7 protein-coding genes are annotated in these 16,049 nt (G+C 72.4%); 1 reads left to right on the top strand and 6 read right to left on the bottom strand.

Annotation, left to right across the window (positions count from 1 at the left end; all coding sequences use genetic code 11):
- The first annotated feature begins 111 nt into the window (after window positions 1-111).
- The gene (locus OHT77_RS10820; protein ID WP_328828006.1) at window positions 112-876 is read left to right on the top strand and encodes an SIS domain-containing protein; all 765 of its coding nucleotides are present in this window, start codon (window positions 112-114) and stop codon (window positions 874-876) included.
- 229 nt (window positions 877-1,105) lie between these two features.
- Here the strand turns inward: OHT77_RS10820 and OHT77_RS10815 are convergent, their stop codons facing one another.
- The 6 genes from OHT77_RS10815 to OHT77_RS10790 are packed head-to-tail and all read right to left on the bottom strand — an operon-like array spanning window position 1,106 to window position 15,963.
- Entirely contained in the window at window positions 1,106-2,203 is a 1,098-nt protein-coding gene (locus tag OHT77_RS10815; RefSeq protein WP_328828005.1) for a class I SAM-dependent methyltransferase, read from the bottom strand.
- The gene (locus tag OHT77_RS10810; protein WP_328828004.1) at window positions 2,200-3,393 is read right to left on the bottom strand and encodes a glycosyltransferase; all 1,194 of its coding nucleotides are present in this window, start codon (window positions 3,391-3,393) and stop codon (window positions 2,200-2,202) included. Before OHT77_RS10810 ends, OHT77_RS10815 begins: the two co-directional genes overlap by 4 nt.
- Complete coding sequence (locus OHT77_RS10805; protein WP_328828002.1) at window positions 3,390-4,199, bottom strand: alpha/beta fold hydrolase; 810 nt, start codon at window positions 4,197-4,199, stop codon at window positions 3,390-3,392. Before OHT77_RS10805 ends, OHT77_RS10810 begins: the two co-directional genes overlap by 4 nt.
- 3 nt (window positions 4,200-4,202) lie before the next feature.
- Window positions 4,203-4,505, bottom strand: a complete 303-nt coding sequence (locus OHT77_RS10800; protein ID WP_327400548.1) for an acyl carrier protein — start codon at window positions 4,503-4,505, stop codon at window positions 4,203-4,205.
- Complete coding sequence (locus tag OHT77_RS10795) at window positions 4,502-9,043, bottom strand: polyketide synthase (RefSeq protein ID WP_328828000.1); 4,542 nt, start codon at window positions 9,041-9,043, stop codon at window positions 4,502-4,504. The genes OHT77_RS10800 and OHT77_RS10795 overlap by 4 nt, the downstream gene beginning before the upstream one ends.
- Window positions 9,044-9,045: 2 nt before the next feature.
- Window positions 9,046-15,963 carry an SDR family NAD(P)-dependent oxidoreductase gene (locus OHT77_RS10790; protein WP_328827999.1) on the bottom strand — a complete coding sequence of 2,306 codons (6,918 nt, stop codon included), beginning with the start codon at window positions 15,961-15,963 and terminating at the stop codon, window positions 9,046-9,048.
- Window positions 15,964-16,049: the final 86 nt, after the last annotated feature.

Below are 16,049 nucleotides of genomic sequence, written 5' to 3'. Positions count from 1 at the left end.
AGGTATCAGCCACCCCACAGGCCATCGATTGAATACCAGGACCGCATGTGATTTATTGATTCATTGGTCTAGATGGAACAGGTGGTTTGATCCACCGGTGGGGAGTGTCGCGTGTCCGCCGAGTCCGTGAGCGCCGAGACCTTCGCGCGGGAGAGCCTGGCCGTCCTCCAGCGCATCACCGAGTCCAGCCGCGACACCGTGTCCCGCGCCGCCGAACTGATCGCGGACTGCGTCCGCACCGACGGCGTCGTCCAGGCCTTCGGCACCGGCCACTCCCAGGCCATGGTCCTCGAACTCGCGGGCCGCGCCGGCGGTCTGGTGCCCACCAACCGCCTCAGCGTCGCCGACCTCGTCCTCTACGGCGGTGACGCCCCGAGCCTCCTCGACGACCCGCTGCTGGAGCGCCGGGCCGGCATCGCCGACCGCCTCTACGACCTCGCCGCGCCCCGCCCCGAGGACCTCTTCGTGATCATCTCCAACTCCGGTGTGAACAAGGTGATCGTGGAGATGGCCCTGCGGGTGAAGGAGCGCGGTCACCGCCTGCTGGCCATCACCTCGCTCGCCCACACCCGGGCCGTCCCCGCCGGTCACCCGAGCGGCAAGAAGCTCGCCGACCTCGCCGACGTCGTCCTCGACAACGCGGCCCCGCGCGGCGACGCCCTCCTCGAACTCCCCACGGGGGGTGCCGTGTGCGCCCTGTCCACGCTCACCGGCGCGATGCTCGTCCAGCTGTCGGTCGCGGAGGCGGCGGCCCGGCTGATCGCCTCGGGGGAGCGCCCGCCCGTGTACGTCTCGGCCAATGTGCCCGGCGGCTTCGAGGGCAATCTGGAGCTGGAGAAGCGGTACGAGGGGCGAATCCGCCGTACCGCGAGCTGAGTCGAGACCGGTTGGACGAGCGGCCGGAGCCCCCGGAACCGGGCCGCGGCCGCTCGCCGTCGCCACGCCCCCCGTCACGCTCGCTGTCAACGAGCGAAAGTCAGACGGGAATTGATGGAATCACCAAGTGATGCTAGACGCGGTGAATGAATCATTCAATGGGGGTCGGCCGGTACCGGCGCCCGCGTCCTGGCGGAACGGGACCGATCGAGTCCCTGAGCGAGCGGGCTCAGTCCCGTCGCGCCACCAGCCGGTACGCGTTCGACACCCCCAGCCGGTGCGACAGCGGCTTCACGACGAACCGGTCCAGGAGGGTTCCGAGGAGCAGCGCAGGGATGCCCGCGATCAGCACCGCCGCACGGCCCGTACGAGCCAACCCCGACGGCGGCTTCGGCAGCCACGGGAGGTTGTCGCGGGGCGCGGCCGTGTCCAGGGCCAGCCAGGTGCCGGCCAGGAGGTCGACCGGGTCGTGGGGTTCCGCGTGCTGTTCGGCCACGACGGTGAAACCGAGGTCGGTGAGGCGGCTGCGCAGGTTCTCGACCGGGATGAAGTGCAGGTGCTGCGGCTGGAGCCACGGCAGCCACCAGCGGCCGAGGAGCCGGGAGTAGCGGCTGTCGGGGTCCGGGACCTCGATCAGGAGGTGGCCGCCGGGGCGCACGGCCTGGTGGGCGGCGGCGAGTTCGCGCTCGGGCTCGGTGCTGTGCTCCAGGTAGTGGAACATGCTGACGACGTCGTAGTGGCCCGCGAGACCCGGGGCCAACTCCGGGAAGCTGCCCCGGTAGCCGCGCTCCACCCGGCCCGCCTGCTCGGCGAGTTCGGCGCCGTCCGTGAAGTCGAGGCCGTCGAAGGTGGTGTCGGGGTAGACCGTGCGGGCCGACTCGCAGAAGTGGCCGTGGCCCGTTCCGACGTCCAGCCAGTTCTTGGGAGCCGGCGAGTGCGGGAGCAGTGACTGCGCGCGCTGCTCGTACATCTTGGTACGGGCAGCGAACGTGTTGCCCAACTGCTTCTCGCCCAGGCCGTCGTAGAAGTCCCGGTAGTAGAACTCCAGCCCGGCCGGGCTCAGTCGGGGGTTCTGGAACGTGTGCCGGCAGTCCTGGCACTGGTCCAACTCGAACGTGCCCGGCTTGTGTTGGATCAGGTCCTTGGTGCGCAGTCTGGTCCGGAGCCGGGACGAGTCGCACCACGGGCAGGTCTCGCGCCGGGGTTCGAAGAACCGGTCCAACCCCTCGGCCAGGTCGGCCTGGTAGGCGGGGCGCAGGGCGGTGATCTGCTCGGTGCGGCTCGGCGGTGCGGTCTGCGGCTCTTTGCTCACGGGCTCGTTGCTCACTGGTCCTCCTTGAGGGACGCGCCGGCTGCCAGCCGCTCCAGGTGGTCCGCCGCGGTGCGGGTGCCGCCGGCCGCGCGGAACGCGGCACGGACGCGGTCGGCGGCGGCGCGGTACGCGGGTTCGTGGAGTACGGCGTCCAGCGCCGCGCCGAGTCGGGTGGCCGTCACCCGGCCGAAGCGGACCCGGACTCCCGCACCGGCGCCGGTGACTTGGGCGGCCACGACGGGCTGGTCGTCGCGGATCGGGGCGACGACGAGGGGGACGCCGTGCCAGAGGGCCTCGCAGACCGTGTTGTGCCCGGCATGGCAGACGACCGCGTCGACCCTTTCGAGAAGCGGGAGTTGGGGCACGGACGGGAGGATCAGCAGGTCCTTGTCCTGTCCGTCGGGTGTGCCCAGGGTCCGGCCCGGATCGGCGATCACCGCCTGGACGCGGTCGGTTCGGGCCCGTAGTGCCGTCACGCACTCGGTGAGGAAGCGCGCTCCCACGTCCGTGTTGGCGGTGCCGAGGCTCACCAGGACCGTGGCACGTGACGGGTCCAGCCAGTCCCAGGGGAAGTCCGGCGTGGCCGGACGCGAGGCGATCGACGGGCCCACCCACCGGATGGGGTCGCCCAACCGGGCCTCGGTGCCTGCGAGTTCGGGGGTGCTGAACGCCAGCACCAGGTGCGGGGAGAAGCGCGGGTCCGCGCTGCCCGACGGGTCACCGACACTGGCCCGCAGCTCGCCGAGCAGCCCGTCCAGCCACTCGGTGACCTTGGGCATACCCGCCAGCGGGTCGGTGAACTCGGCCGTCGTGGTCGCCGAGGTCGCCCACGGCACCCCCAGCCGCTCAGCCACCAGCCCACCGGCCAGGGCCTGTTGATCGGCGACGACCACGTCGGGCCGGAACTCCGTCACGGCCGCCTCGACACCCGGCGCCATCTCCACGGCCAGCGGCGCCAGGAAGCGTTCCCACAGGAACTTCAGCGCCTCCGGGCCACGGATGTCGGCCGGACGCGCCCAGTCGCCCGGCACCGGTCCCGCGCACGTGAACACGGTCGCGGTCTCGTCCGCGAGCCGTCGCACGAGCGCGGGATCGGCGCACGCCCACGCCAACTCGTGTCCACGAGAGGTCAGTTCGGCGGCCACGGCGGCGGCCGGGTTGATGTGGCCCACCAAAGGCGGGACGACGAACAGGAACCGGCTCACCGGACCGCCGCCGCGGGTGTGCTCGCCTGGATCAGGGAGAGGATGTGCCCGCCGACGGTGCCCGCCGCCTCGACCAGTACGGAGTGCTCATGGCCGGGGACGACCACGGTCCGGCAGTCCGGCAGCGTCGACTCCAGCCACGGTGCGAGCAGGGCGAGGTCGGAGTCGCCGCCGTAGATGCCGAGCACCGGGCAGTCCACCGCGCGAATCTGGGCCTCCGTCAGCACAGCGCTGGCCGGGATGTCCTGGGAGACGGAGGTCTCGCGGGCCAGGCGGGCGGCGCCCTTCGCGAGGCGGGCGGTGTTGTGGCCGCGGTTCGCGCTGATCCAGGCGATGGCGTCGTCCTCGTTGTGCGCCAGCTCGTGCAGCACACGGTCCAGGATGACGCCGAGCTTCGGCGCCCAGGCCGTGGTCGCCGGTTCCGACTCGATGAGCGAGACACTGGCGGCCCGCTCCGGATGGCGGGCCGCGTAGCCGAACGCGACCGTCCCGCCATAGGAGTTGCCGACCAGATGGACCGGACCCGTCACCTCCAGGCGGTCGAGCAGCGCCTCCAGGTCGTCGATGTTGTCGTCGAGGGTGTAGCCCGTGGCCGGGCGCCCGCTGCGGCCGTGACCGCGCAGGTCGTACATGACGACGTCGATGCCCGCGAGCGCGAACGGCGGCGCGATGGTGAAGTAGTAGCTGGCCAGGCTGTCGGTGAGCAGACCGTGCACGAGCACCGCCGTGGCGGTGACCGGACGGCCGTCGGACGGGCTCATCCGCTGCACGTGCAGCCGGAGTTGACCGGTGTCGACCATCGCCATGGGTCAGCCCGCCTCGGCTGCCTTGAGGCTCTGCACGACGTACTCCACGAGCCGGCCGACGGTGAGTTCGATGATCTCGTCGAACTCCATCCCGGCCAGGAACTCGGCGAAGTTGACCTTCGTGCCGTAGTGCTCCTGGAGCAGTCCGGCCAGCGTCACCAGGTCGATGCTCTCCAGTTCCAGATCCCGGTTGAAGGTCGTCGTCATGGTGATCTCGACGTCGTCGACGCCGTACTCGTCCTCCAGGAGCGTGGTGAGCATGCCGGTGAGATCGGCGAGGACGGTGTCCTCGGTGGTGGGGGTCATCGGTCGTACTCCTCCTCGTGCGCGGGTCCCGTCGTCCAGGCCACGACGTAGGTCCTGTCCGGCAGACTGGGGGGATTGCCGGCCGGCTCGTAGTGCACGGTGTAGGCGCGTTCCAGTCGCCCCGACACCAACAGCCGTGACCCGGAGGCCACGTGGAAGACGGCGAAGTCACGCGGCCGGCCCCGGAAGCCGGTGCCCTCCGCCTTGGCCACCGCTTCCTTCGCCGCCCAGAAGCGGGCGAACCACAGCGCCTCGGACTCGCCGGTGGCCGCCGACCGGGTCCGCAGCAGGGCGAGTTCCTCCTCGCCGAGAGCGGTGGCGAGGGTGGCCGGGGGCCGGTCCACGACCTCCTCGATGTCGATCCCGGGGCCGGGACCGGGCACATGCGGCCGTACGATCGCGACCGCCGCCTCGGCGCGATGGGCGAGCGAGACGTCCAGCGGGGGCAGGGTCCTGCCGTGCAGACCGGTGACGTACGGGCGGCCCGACTCGTCGTTGTGGACGCGGATCTCCGCCGGAAAGACCGGTCCGGCGCCCTGCCCCCACAACCACTGCCGCACCGCGTCCTTGACCGCGATCCGGCCCAGCAGCCACTGCCTGCGCCCGCGTGGCGGATGCTCCGCGTACTCCGAACGCTCCACGCCGCTCAGCGAGTTGCGCATGATGAGGTCACGGGAGGCGAGGTCGGGCCAGCGCTCGTTGAGCAGGGTCCGGCCGCCGGGGCGGGCCTCGGACAGGGTGTTGCGCTCGGGGAAGCGCTCGACCGGTTTGGTCTGCGGGTCGTTGTCGAAGCGCCGGTCCTGCCAGCCGGTCAGCTCCGCCCACACCGCGCCGTCGACCGTGAGCTGCACGTCGGCCTCGAGCACGGTGTCGGTGAGCGAGGTGATCCGCACCAGGCACTCCACCTCCATGCCGGGGCGCGGATGAGGGCCGTAGAAACGCATCTCGCGCATGCCGACCGGGAAGACGACCGTGCGTTCCGTGCGGGTCGCCATGATCCAATAGCCCAGGATCTGGCCCACGTTGTCGAGCAGGGCGCCGGGCGCGGGCGGTGTGGTGATGATGCCGCGTACATGGCGCTCACCGATCGCGGTGAGTTCGGTGACGCCCTGGAACGCCGGGCCGTGGAACATCCAGCGCTCGTCGTAGAGATGGGCCGCGGTGTGGTCGGGCACGCGCTCGGTGGTCGGATCCGGGCGCGGGTGCGGTGCGGGCGACGGGGCGTGGGCGGGGGCCAGTTCGACCACACCGCGGGCATGTGGACCGAAGGAGACGGCGAGGCGGTCGGGGGTTTCCGCGACTACCCGTACCGGTACGTCGATCGATGGTGTCGCCGTCAGCCACCGGTCGAACCGCGCGTCGTGCACGGCGACCGCACGCATCCCCGGGGCGGCCCGCTCCGCCAGCTCGACGATGTGCTGCACGATCGTGGTCGCGGGCACCACCGGCCAACGGTCCGCCACATCGGGCCAGTCGGGGCGCTGCGGGAAGAAGCAGTGGTCCATGAGGTACGGCATGGACTCGGGGGAGACATGGACCGTGGTCTGCCACTCCCGTGGGGGAGCGGGAGGCGCGGCCGCGATGCGCGGCGCGGGGGCGGTCCTCGCGGTACGGCGGCTGCCCGCGCCGATGAGCTGGGCGGCCGTGTCGGCGGTGTCACGCATGAGGGCGCGCAGTTCGGCCGCGGCCGGGAAGCGGTCGGTGAGGGCGTCCAGGGGTGAAAGGGCGGCCAGGGCCGGGGTGTTGGCGGTGGCCGGTGTGCGTAGTTCCGCCCGCAGTCTCGCCAAGGTCGGGGTGTCGAGGGAGACGAGGGCGCCGTCCATGTCGAGCCGCGTCGGGGGCCGCTCCCGTCGTGGCGAGAGCTTCTGGGGAGCCAGTGTCACGGGGTCTGTCGCTCCGCCCGCCGACCACAGGGCTGTTGCCACGCGCCGAAGTTGGGCCAGGCCGGAGCGGTGGGGCGAGTTGGCGGCCACCACCAGGTGATCGCGTCCGCTGAGGGTGGCGTCGACGAGGGAGCCGAGCTGGCCCGTGCCGACCTGGACGAAGGCGCGGTGGCCGGCGGCGTACATGGCCTCGACGAGCTGACGGAAGCGCACGGGTTCCAGGAGGTGGCGGATGAAGAGCGCGCGTACCGCCGACTCCTCCGCGGGGTACGGCGCGGCCGTGGTCCCGGACCAGAGGGGGACCGTCGGCGGGTGGAGGCGGAAGCGGTTCGTGGCCTCTTCGATCGGAGCGAGGTAGGGCTTCAACATCGGTGTGTGGAAGCCGGATCGGAATGGCAGGACCTGGCTCAGGACGCCCTGCGCACGGAAGGACCGTACGAACGCGTCCACCGCTCGGTCCGGTCCGCACACCATCGACTGGCCCGGCGCGTTGTCGTGCGAGAGGACGATCCCGGCGTCCGGCCAGTCGGCGGCGAGTGCCGACAGCACGCGCTCGGCCGGGGCCCCGATCGCCCCGAAGGCCAGGCCGGGGACCGTCACCGAGTCGGGGTCGAACGCCTCCATGAAGTCGCTGACCTCGTCCGGCGCGTACACCCCGGCGGCTGTCATCGCGGTCCACTCACCGACGCTGTGTCCGGCGACGGCGTCCGGGACGACGCCCATCCTGCGCAGCGCGGCGTCCAACAACCGCCCGACGCCGACGACATCGAAGCCGTGACGGCCGACATCTCCCACCTGCGCGGGAGTCGCGGACCGGGTCTCACGCAGGCCGAAGTGCGCGGCCACGTCCTCGACCCGGGGTGTGAAGTCGCCCTCCAGGCCCGGGAAGACGAACGCCAGCTTGCCCGCGCCGGGTCCGATGAGCGGGCTCGGCGTGAACCACACATCACTACGGCCTTGCCACGCCCGGCCCTTGGCGACCGCCCGGCGGGCCAGCGCGAGGCGCTTGGCGTCCGGGGCGACGATGCCGAGCCGCGAACGGCCTGTGGTGGCAGGGGTGTTGGGTGCAGAGAGGAGGGTGGAGTCGGCGGAGTCCAGCAGTGCGGCGAGGGCCTCGGGGCTGTCGGCGGCGAGGGTCAGGACGCGTTCCGGTTCTTCCACGGAGGCCGTGCGGGCACGGGTGTTCGGGCGTTCCGGTGCGTCGGCGACCGCGGCCGCCGAGCGTGATGCGCGCGCCCCGGGCGCCTCTTCCAGCACCACATGCGCGTTGATGCCGCCGAACCCGAACGCGTTGACCGCCGCCCGGCGTATGGGGTGTTCGGGGGTCGTCTCCCAGGGGGCCGCCTGCTCCAGCGGGCGGAACCGGGTGGCCGCGAGGGCCGGGTGCGGGTCGTCGCAGTGCAGGGTCGGAAGGAGCATGCCGTGGTGGACGGCGAGCGCGGCCTTCACCAGGCCGGCGACTCCGGCGGCCGGCATCGTGTGGCCGATCATCGACTTCACCGAACCGATGACCGCACGGCCGTGGGCGGTGCCCGTGTCGCCGAACACCTCCGCCAGCGTGGCGAGTTCGGCCGCGTCACCGGCGGGCGTCGCCGTGCCGTGCGCCTCAAGGAGGCCGATCGAACCAGGCAGCGCTGGGTCGAGTCCCGCCGCCCGCCAGGCCTGTCGTACGGCGTGGGTCTGGCCGGTCGAGTCGGGGTTGACGAGACTCGCGGCGCGGCCGTCGCTGGACACACCGGTGCCGCGGATGACGGCGTAGATCCGGTCGCCGTCGCGCTCGGCGTCGGCGAGGCGCTTCAGGACGACGACTCCCGTGCCCTCGCCGATCAGGATGCCGTCGGCGTCGCGGTGGAAGGGGCGGATGCGCTGGCTCGGGGAGAGCGCGCGCAGCTGGGAGAAGACGCTCCACAGCGTGATGTCGTGGCAGTGGTGGACACCGCCCGCGAGCATCAAGTCACAGCGCCCGGCAGCCAGTTCGGCGACCGCCTGGTCCACGGCGATCAGCGAGGACGCGCAGGCCGCGTCCACCGTGTAGGCCGGGCCGCGCAGGTCGAGGCGGTTGGCGACGCGGGATGCCGCGAGGTTCGGGACCAGACCGATGACCGACTCGGGGCTGTCGAGGCCGAGCCGTTCGGTGAACGCGGTGCGGATACGGTCGAGTTGGCCGGGGTCCAGGTCGGGCAGGAGTTCGCCCAGGGTGTGCACGAGTTGGCCCGCCGTCCGGACCCGCTGGTCGAGGCGGACCAGGCCGGGGGTGAGATAGCCGCCCCGGCCGAGCACGACGCCGACGCGCTGCCGGTCGGGCAGGCGGGACTCGCCGCCCGCGTCGGCGAGGGCGGCGGCGGCCACATGGAGGGCGATGAGCTGGTCGGGCTCGGTGCCGGGCACCGAGTTCGGCATGATGCCGAACCGGGTGACCTCGACCTCGGCCAGCTCGTCCACGAAACCACCGCGCCGGCAGTACACCTGGTCGGCGACGGCCGGGCCGCTCGCGGAGCCCGGCCGGTAGTAGTCCGCGTCCCACCGCCCCTCCGGCACCTCACTGATGGCGTCCGTGCCGCCCAGCAGATTCCGCCAGTACGCGTCGAGGTCGGCGGCGCCCGGCAGCAGCACCGACATACCCACGATCGCGACCGGCACATGACGGTCCGTCACGGCTACCAGCCCGAAGCGGTGTAGACGACGGCCCCTGCCGACTCGTCGCCCCAGGCGAGTTCACGCAGCAGGGCCGCGGTGCCCTCCTCGGGGTCGATCAGCGAGATGCCGCGCCGGGCGTACTCGCGCCCCAACTCCGGTGTCACCATGCCGTGGTGGCCGCCGGTCGGCGCCCACGGTCCCCAGTGCACGGTGAGCGCGCGGTGCCCGGTGCGGGCCGCCCAGTCGGCGCCGAGGCTCTGGAGCGCGTCGTTGGCGGCGGCGTAGTCGACCTGGCCGCGGTTGCCGAGCACGGCCGAGATGGAGCCGAACAGCACCGCGAAGGCAGGGCCGTTGGGCAGTTCCTCCAGCGCCGACAGCAGGGTCTCGGCGCCGTGGATCTTCGTGCCGTAGACCCGCTGGAAGGACTCGCTGGTCTTCTCGGCGATCAGCCGGTCCTCGATGACGCCGGCCGCGTAGACGACACCGTCGAGGCGGCCGTGTTCGGCGTGGATCTCCTTGACCGCCTGGAGCGCGGCGTCCGGTTCGCGGAAGTCGACGGAGTGGTAGCGGGCCTGGCTGCCGAGAGCGGCGAGCTCGTCGAGGGTCGCGGTGATCTCCCGCTGGGCGAGCAGGAGTTCGGCGGTGCGGTTGATCTCGGCGGGCGTGAGTCCACCGCTGGTGCGGGCGAGGGCGGCACGCAGTTCGGCCGGGGTGCGGGCGCCCGCGGTCGCCGGGTCCTCGGGTCCTGTCGGTGCGGCCGTCCTGCCCAGAAGTTCGATACGGCAGCGGGAGGCCGCGGCGAGCGCGGCGGCGAACTTCGCGGTGATGCCCCGCGCACCGCCCACCAGCAGCACCACCGAGTCGCGGTCGAGCCCGATCGCGGCGGCCTCCGCGACTCCGTCACCTGCGGGTCCGGCACCGTTCGTCGCGAGCGCGCCGAGCGGCGTCTCGTTCAGCGCAAGTCCGTTGCGTCCGGCGGGAGTTCGGAGGACGACCGGCTCGGTGTCGGGGGCGAGGAGTTCGGCGATCAGGGCGTCGGCGACGGCGGCCGGTGTGGTGTCCGTCAGTTCGACGACCCGGGCGATGGTGTCGGGGTACTCGCGCGCGACTGTGCGGAACAGCCCGTGCAGGCCCGCTGATCCGCCGTCCGCGCCCTGTGCCGCGAGGAGGTGACGCGGGCCGCGTCGCAGGGTGGCCTGGAATACGGGGAACGCGTCCGGCAGCACCGGCGCCGATGTCGTCAGCGGGGCGAGGTACAGGATGCCGTCCACCTGGCCGTCGGCTTCGGTGAGGTGGTGCTCGGCGGTGACGGTCACCGTGTCGGCACCATAGGAGGAGAGGCGGGTCGCGACCGTCTCCGGGATGTCGCCGCCGTCGTCGCCGTAGAGGACGAAGCGTCGGCCGCTCAGGACCGATGCCGGGTCCGCAGGGTTGTCGCCGTCCTGGTGTGCGAGGAGTACCGGGCGCAGTTGGAGGCGCTTCGGGGCGACGCCGGTGACTTCGTCCAGCGGGGCGTGGGCAGTTGGGGAGGCGACCTCAGGGGTGCTGACACTCGCGGGCGTCTCGTCCGTCGCCGTGGGTGCCGTCAACCGGGCCGACAGCCAGCCGGTGACGGAGGCCGCCGTGCGGGCCTTCGCCAGGTCCTCCAGCTCGGCGTCCTCCAGCGTCGCGACGTCCATCCCGCCGCCGATGCCCAGCCGTTGGGCCAGTTCGCCGGCGATCTCGGCGCGCTTGATGGAGTCGATGCTGAGGTCCGCCTCCAGGTCGAGGTCGGGCTCGATCATGTCGACGGGGTAGCCGGTGCGCTCGCTGATGATCTCCAGGACGACCCGGAGCACGTCGGCCTCGGTGACGGCTTCGGGCGCCTGGGGTACGGGCAACTCCACCACAGCCGCGGCCTGTTGAGGTACGGGTGCGGCGGCGGCCGGCAGCTCGGGTATCTGGGGGAGTGCCTCGACCGCGGCGGGTGCCGCCGGTGCCGGTATCCACGTGCCCTGGGGTGCCGTGCCCTGCACCGAGCCGAAGTAGGTCAGCAGTACGTCCCGTTGCGCGGCCACCATCTCCCGGCTGGTGCGGAGGAATTCGGAGATGAGCGCGTCCCTGTTCACCTCGACGGGGGCACCGTCCTGAGGGTTCGTCGTCACAGTCGTCTCCACAACGCGTCGGGCCGGTGCGAGGGCACCGGGCAGGAGTGCTCCGGCGGCGGTGCGGACGAGCTGTCCGTCCACCGTCCAGCCGGGTCGCGAGGGCACGGGAGTCCGGGCGGCGTCCACGGCGTCGCGCCCGTTGAGGAGCCAGGCGGTGCGCACCGGCAGCCCGGCGACGGCCAGTTGGGCCAGTGCGTCGAGCCAGCCGCGCAGCCCGCTGTTCTGGTTCGGCTCGCAGGCGACGGTGCGGTGCGGGCGGTCGCCGAGGATCTGGCCGACCAGGCGGGTGAGGACGGAGCCGGGTCCGGCCTCCACGAAGATCCGGGCGCCCGCCTCGTACATCGCCTCGATCTGCGCGACGAAGCCGACCGGGGAACCGATCTGCGCGACGAGTTCGGACCGGACGGCGTCTGCGTCGTCGCCGTAGGGGGCCGCCGTGCGGTTGGACCAGACGGGGAACTCGGGTGTGAGGACCGGGCGTTGGGCGAGGGACTGTGCGAAGCGCTCGCCCGCGCCTGCCACCAGCGGGCTGTGGAAGGCGCAGGCGACGGGGATGCGCTTGGCACCGAGACCGGCTTCGCGCAGGAGCCGTATGGCGGTGGTGACTGCCTCCGTCGGGCCCGAAATCACCGTCTGGCGCGGTGAGTTGTGGTTGGCGATGACGACGGAGTCGGGTGCGTCGGCCGCCTTCAGGGCCTGTTCGACGTCCTCGGCGCCTGCCGCCACCGCGGCCATGGTTCCCGGGTCGTCCGTGCCGGTGGCTTCGAGGATCGCCGCCGCGCGTTCGGTGCTCAGCTCCAGCAGCGCTTCCGGCGTGATCGCACCGGCCGCGCACAGGGCGACCAGCTCGCCGTAGCTGTGCCCGGCAGCCATGTCGGGCCGGACGCCCGCCTCGGTGAGCAGGGCGTGGGCGGCCAACCCGGCGATGCCCAGGGCGGGTTGCGCGACCCGGGTGTCGGTGAGTCCGGCCTGCTGGCGGTCCCGGGTGGTGTCGTCGAAGGCGGTCGGCGGGTAGAGCGCGTCGGTGTGGGCGCGGCCGAGGTGCAGGTAGTGCTGCAGTTCGGGGAACGCGATGAAGACGTCGGCGAGCATGCCGGGGCGCTGACTGCCCTGGCCCGGGAAGAGGAAGGCGACCTTGCCGGAATCCGCGCCGGCATCGGCGAGGTGAATACCGGCAGCCGGGTTCTCCTCACCGTCCAACGCCCGCCGCAGCTGCCCGACCAGCTCCTCCGCATCCCGTGCCACGACGGCCACTTGGACCGGTTCAAGCCGGGCGTCCGCCCGCCGTGACGCGCTCAGCGCGAGGTCACGCAGTCTCCAGTGACCCGCCTCCGCGAGCTTCAGGGTCTCCTCGATGCCCCGTCGCGCCGCCGCCCGGTCGGCTCCTCGGAACGTGAACAGTTCGGCGGGCCACGCGTCCAGACCCTGCGCGGGCGGTACGGCGTCGCCGTAAGCCCCGATCACCGCATGGAAGTTGGTGCCGCCGAAGCCGAACGCGCTGAGGCCCGCGACGCGTTCCTCCGCCGGTGCCGCCCACGGCCGGGGCCGGGCGTGGAAGACGAACGGGCTGCTGTCCTCCTGCCAGGCCGGGTTGGGCTGCTTCATGTGCAGGGTGGGCGGCTTGACGCCGGTGTAGAGGGACAGCACGGTCTTGATGAGACCGGCGAGGCCCGCGGCGCACTTCGTGTGCCCGATCTGCGATTTGACCGAGCCGAGGGCGCAACTGCCCGTCTTCGCGCCGGACTCGGTGAACACCTCGCTGAGGATGGAGAGTTCGGTGCGGTCGCCGACGACCGTGCCGGTGCCGTGCGCCTCGACCAGGCCGACCTCGGCGGGGGAGACGCCCGCGTTGCGGTACGCCCGTTCCAGCGCAGCGCGTTGGCCCTCGGGGCGGGGTGCCGTCAGGCCGAGGGAGCGGCCGTCGCTGGAGCTGCCGACTCCCTTGATCACACCGTAGATCCGGTCGCCGTCCCGCTCCGCGTCCGCGAGCCGCTTGAGGACCACGCAGGCGACTCCCTCGCCGAGCGCGATGCCGTCCGCCGAGCTGTCGAAGGCGCGGGAGCGGCCGGTGGGGGAGAGGGCGTGCACGGAGGAGAAGAGGACGTAGTCGTTGATGCCGTTGTGGAGGTCGGCGCCCCCGCACAGCACGACATCGCTGGTGCCGCCCACGAGTTCCTTGCAGGCGACGTCGACGGCGGCCAGCGAGGACGCGCAGGCCGCGTCGACGGTGAAGTTGGCGCCGCCGAGGTCGAGCCGGTTGGCGATGCGCCCCGAGATGACGTTCGAGAGCATGCCGGGGAAGGAGTCCTCGGTGAGCGTGGGGAGTTGCTCCTCGATGCCCGGCGGGATCGTGCCGTAGTAGGAGGGCAGTACGGCGCGCAGCGTCGTCGCGTTGGACAGGTCGCTGCCCGCCTCCGCGCCGAACACCACGGAGGTGCGGGCGCGGTCGAACTCCCGCCCCCGGTCGCCGTATCCGGCGTCCTCCAGGGAGCGCCGGGCGGCTTCGAGGGCCAGCAGTTGGACCGGTTCGATGCTGCCGAGGGAGGTCGGCGGAATGCCGTAGCGCAGCGGGTCGAAGGGGATGCGCGGGAGGAAGCCGCCCCACTTCGACGGGGTGGCGCCGCCCTTGTCCGCGGAGTAGTGCACGGCCGGGTCCCAGCGGTCGGGCGGGACCTCGTCGACGGAGTCGCGTCCGCCGAGGATGTTCGCCCAGAACGTGGGGAGATCGGGTGCCTGCGGGAACATGCACGCCATGCCGATGACAGCGACGTCCAGCGGGGCCGGCGCCTCCGGCTCGGCCGTCTCCTCGACTCCCAGGCGGGCGCGGGCGGTTCGCGCGCTGTCGGCCAGGAAGTCGGCGGCCCCCTCGGTCACCGAGCGGTGCAGCGCGTCGATCGTGGTGGTCGCCGAACGCAGTACGGCGACCTCGCCGGCCATGAACATCCCCTCGGCGAGCTGGCGTTGCTCGTCCACGGAGGTCAGCGCACCGGCCGCGTCCCGCTCCACGCCCTTGCTGGCGATGCGGAGCCGGCCGACGTTGAGCCGTTCCAGTTTCTCCCAGATCTCCCGGTCCGGGACGCCCCGCTCGCGCAACTCGGCTTCGAAGACCAGGTAGTTGTCGCTGAACGGGCTGGGTACGCAGCGGGTGGCGTGACCGGGCGCGGTCTCCAGCAACGCGGTCCGGGTGGCCCGGATCACCTGCTCCTGGAAGAGGGGCTGGACCGTTCCCCGCGTCACCGCCTCCTCCGTGAAGAGGTAGGCGGTGCCCATCAGCACGCCGACGGCAGCGCCGCGGGCGGTGAGCGGTGCGGCGAGCGCGGCCACCATCGCCGCCGAGCGCTCGTCGTGGACGCCGCCCGCGAAGAACACCTCGACGTGTTCGGCCGTACCCGCTGCCGCTGTCTCCAAGAAATCGTCCAGGACGGCGAGTTGGGCCTCCCAGAGCGGGAAGCTGCCGCGCGGTCCGACGTGGCCGCCGCACTCGGAGCCCTCGAACACGAACCTGCGGACACCGGCGTCCAGGAACTGCCGCAGCAGTCCCGGCGAGGGCACGTGGAGGAAGGTCGAGATGCCGGACCTTTCCAGCGCCTCGGCCTGGGAGGGCCGGCCGCCCGCGATGATCGCGTGCGTGGGCCTCAACTCCCGTACCGCTTCGAGCTGGGCGTTGCGCATCTCCTCGGGCGCGAAGCCGAGCACCCCGACACCCCAGGGCCGGTCGCCCACGGCGGCCCGGGTCTCGGCGAGCACCGCCCGCGACTGCTCGCCGGTCGACAGGGCGAGCGCGATGAACGGCAGCGCACCCGCTGAGGCGACGGCCGCGGCGAAGTCGGCCTGGTCGCTGACCCTGGTCATCGGGCCCTGGGCGATGGGGAGTCGCGTGCCGAGGGCGCGGCTCATCGGGGAGTTTGCGCGCAGGGCGTCGGCCGGGCTGTCGTCCCGCACCGACTCCCTTATGGCGGTGGTCAGTTCGCGTACCGTGCGGCCCACATCGCCCCAGCGTTCCGCGAAGCGGGCGGCGAGGAAGCCGTCCTGGCCGACCGGCAGCAACTGGGTGCGCGGGTCGCGGGCACCGAGCAGTTCGGAGACCCGGTCGGCGGGCACGTGCGGGGCGTCAGGGCCGCGTCGTAGGAGCACGCGGTGACCGGCCACCACCGTCGTCTCGGAGCCGTCCATCGAGCGGAGTGCGGCTGCCGCCGTCTCCGGGAGGCCCGACTCGGCCAGCAGGGCGAGTTGGCTGTCCAGGACGACTCCGGCGGCGCCGCCCGCGACGGCCGCGGACGCCGTACGGGGGCCGATGCCGCCGCAGGCCCAGACCGGGACGTCCACGGCGGGTTCGGCGAGCAGGTGCTGGAGTAAGACGAAGGTGCTCAACTCGCCTGTTCTGCCGCCGCTTTCGGTGCCCCGGGCGATCAGGCCGTGCGCACCGGCGCGGACCGCCGTCAGCGCCTGGTCCAGGTCGGTGACCTCGACCAGCACCCGGTGGTCCGCGACGACCTCGTCCACCCGCCAGGGCGCGTCCACCGCGAGGACGACGGTGTGCGGGATGGCGCCTGGGCCCGTGGTGAGGTCACTCGGGCCGGTCCGGCAGTGCGGTCCGACCCGTACCCCGAAAGGGCCCGGGGACCAGCGCCGGACGCGCGCCAGGGCCTCTCTGGATCTTCGGTCGCCATTCCCCAGGTCCAGTACGCCCAACCCGCCGGCACGGCTGACAGCCGCCGCGAGCCGGGCGTCCGGCTCATGGAACGGGGTGATTCCAATGATCAGTTCTTCGGCGTGCGCGACAGACGTCATGATTCTCCGAATAAACGGTGAAACTGCACGGTGGGGGGTTTCGGCCGCAGCGCCGAATAGCATCGCAAAGGCGCGAGATGGCTGGT

Origin of the sequence: Streptomyces sp. NBC_00252 (assembly GCF_036187565.1) — a bacterium.
Taxonomy (GTDB): Bacteria; Actinomycetota; Actinomycetes; order Streptomycetales; family Streptomycetaceae; genus Streptomyces.
This window is presented reverse-complemented; position numbering and strand designations above follow the sequence as displayed.

Coding starts and splice junctions, on each gene's coding strand:
- OHT77_RS10805 (WP_328828002.1), bottom strand. CDS start 4,199: ATGGCGATGGTCGACACCGGTCAACTCCGGCTGCACGTGCAGCGGATG.
- OHT77_RS10800 (WP_327400548.1), bottom strand. CDS start 4,505: ATGACCCCCACCACCGAGGACACCGTCCTCGCCGATCTCACCGGCATG.
- OHT77_RS10790 (WP_328827999.1), bottom strand. CDS start 15,963: ATGACGTCTGTCGCGCACGCCGAAGAACTGATCATTGGAATCACCCCG.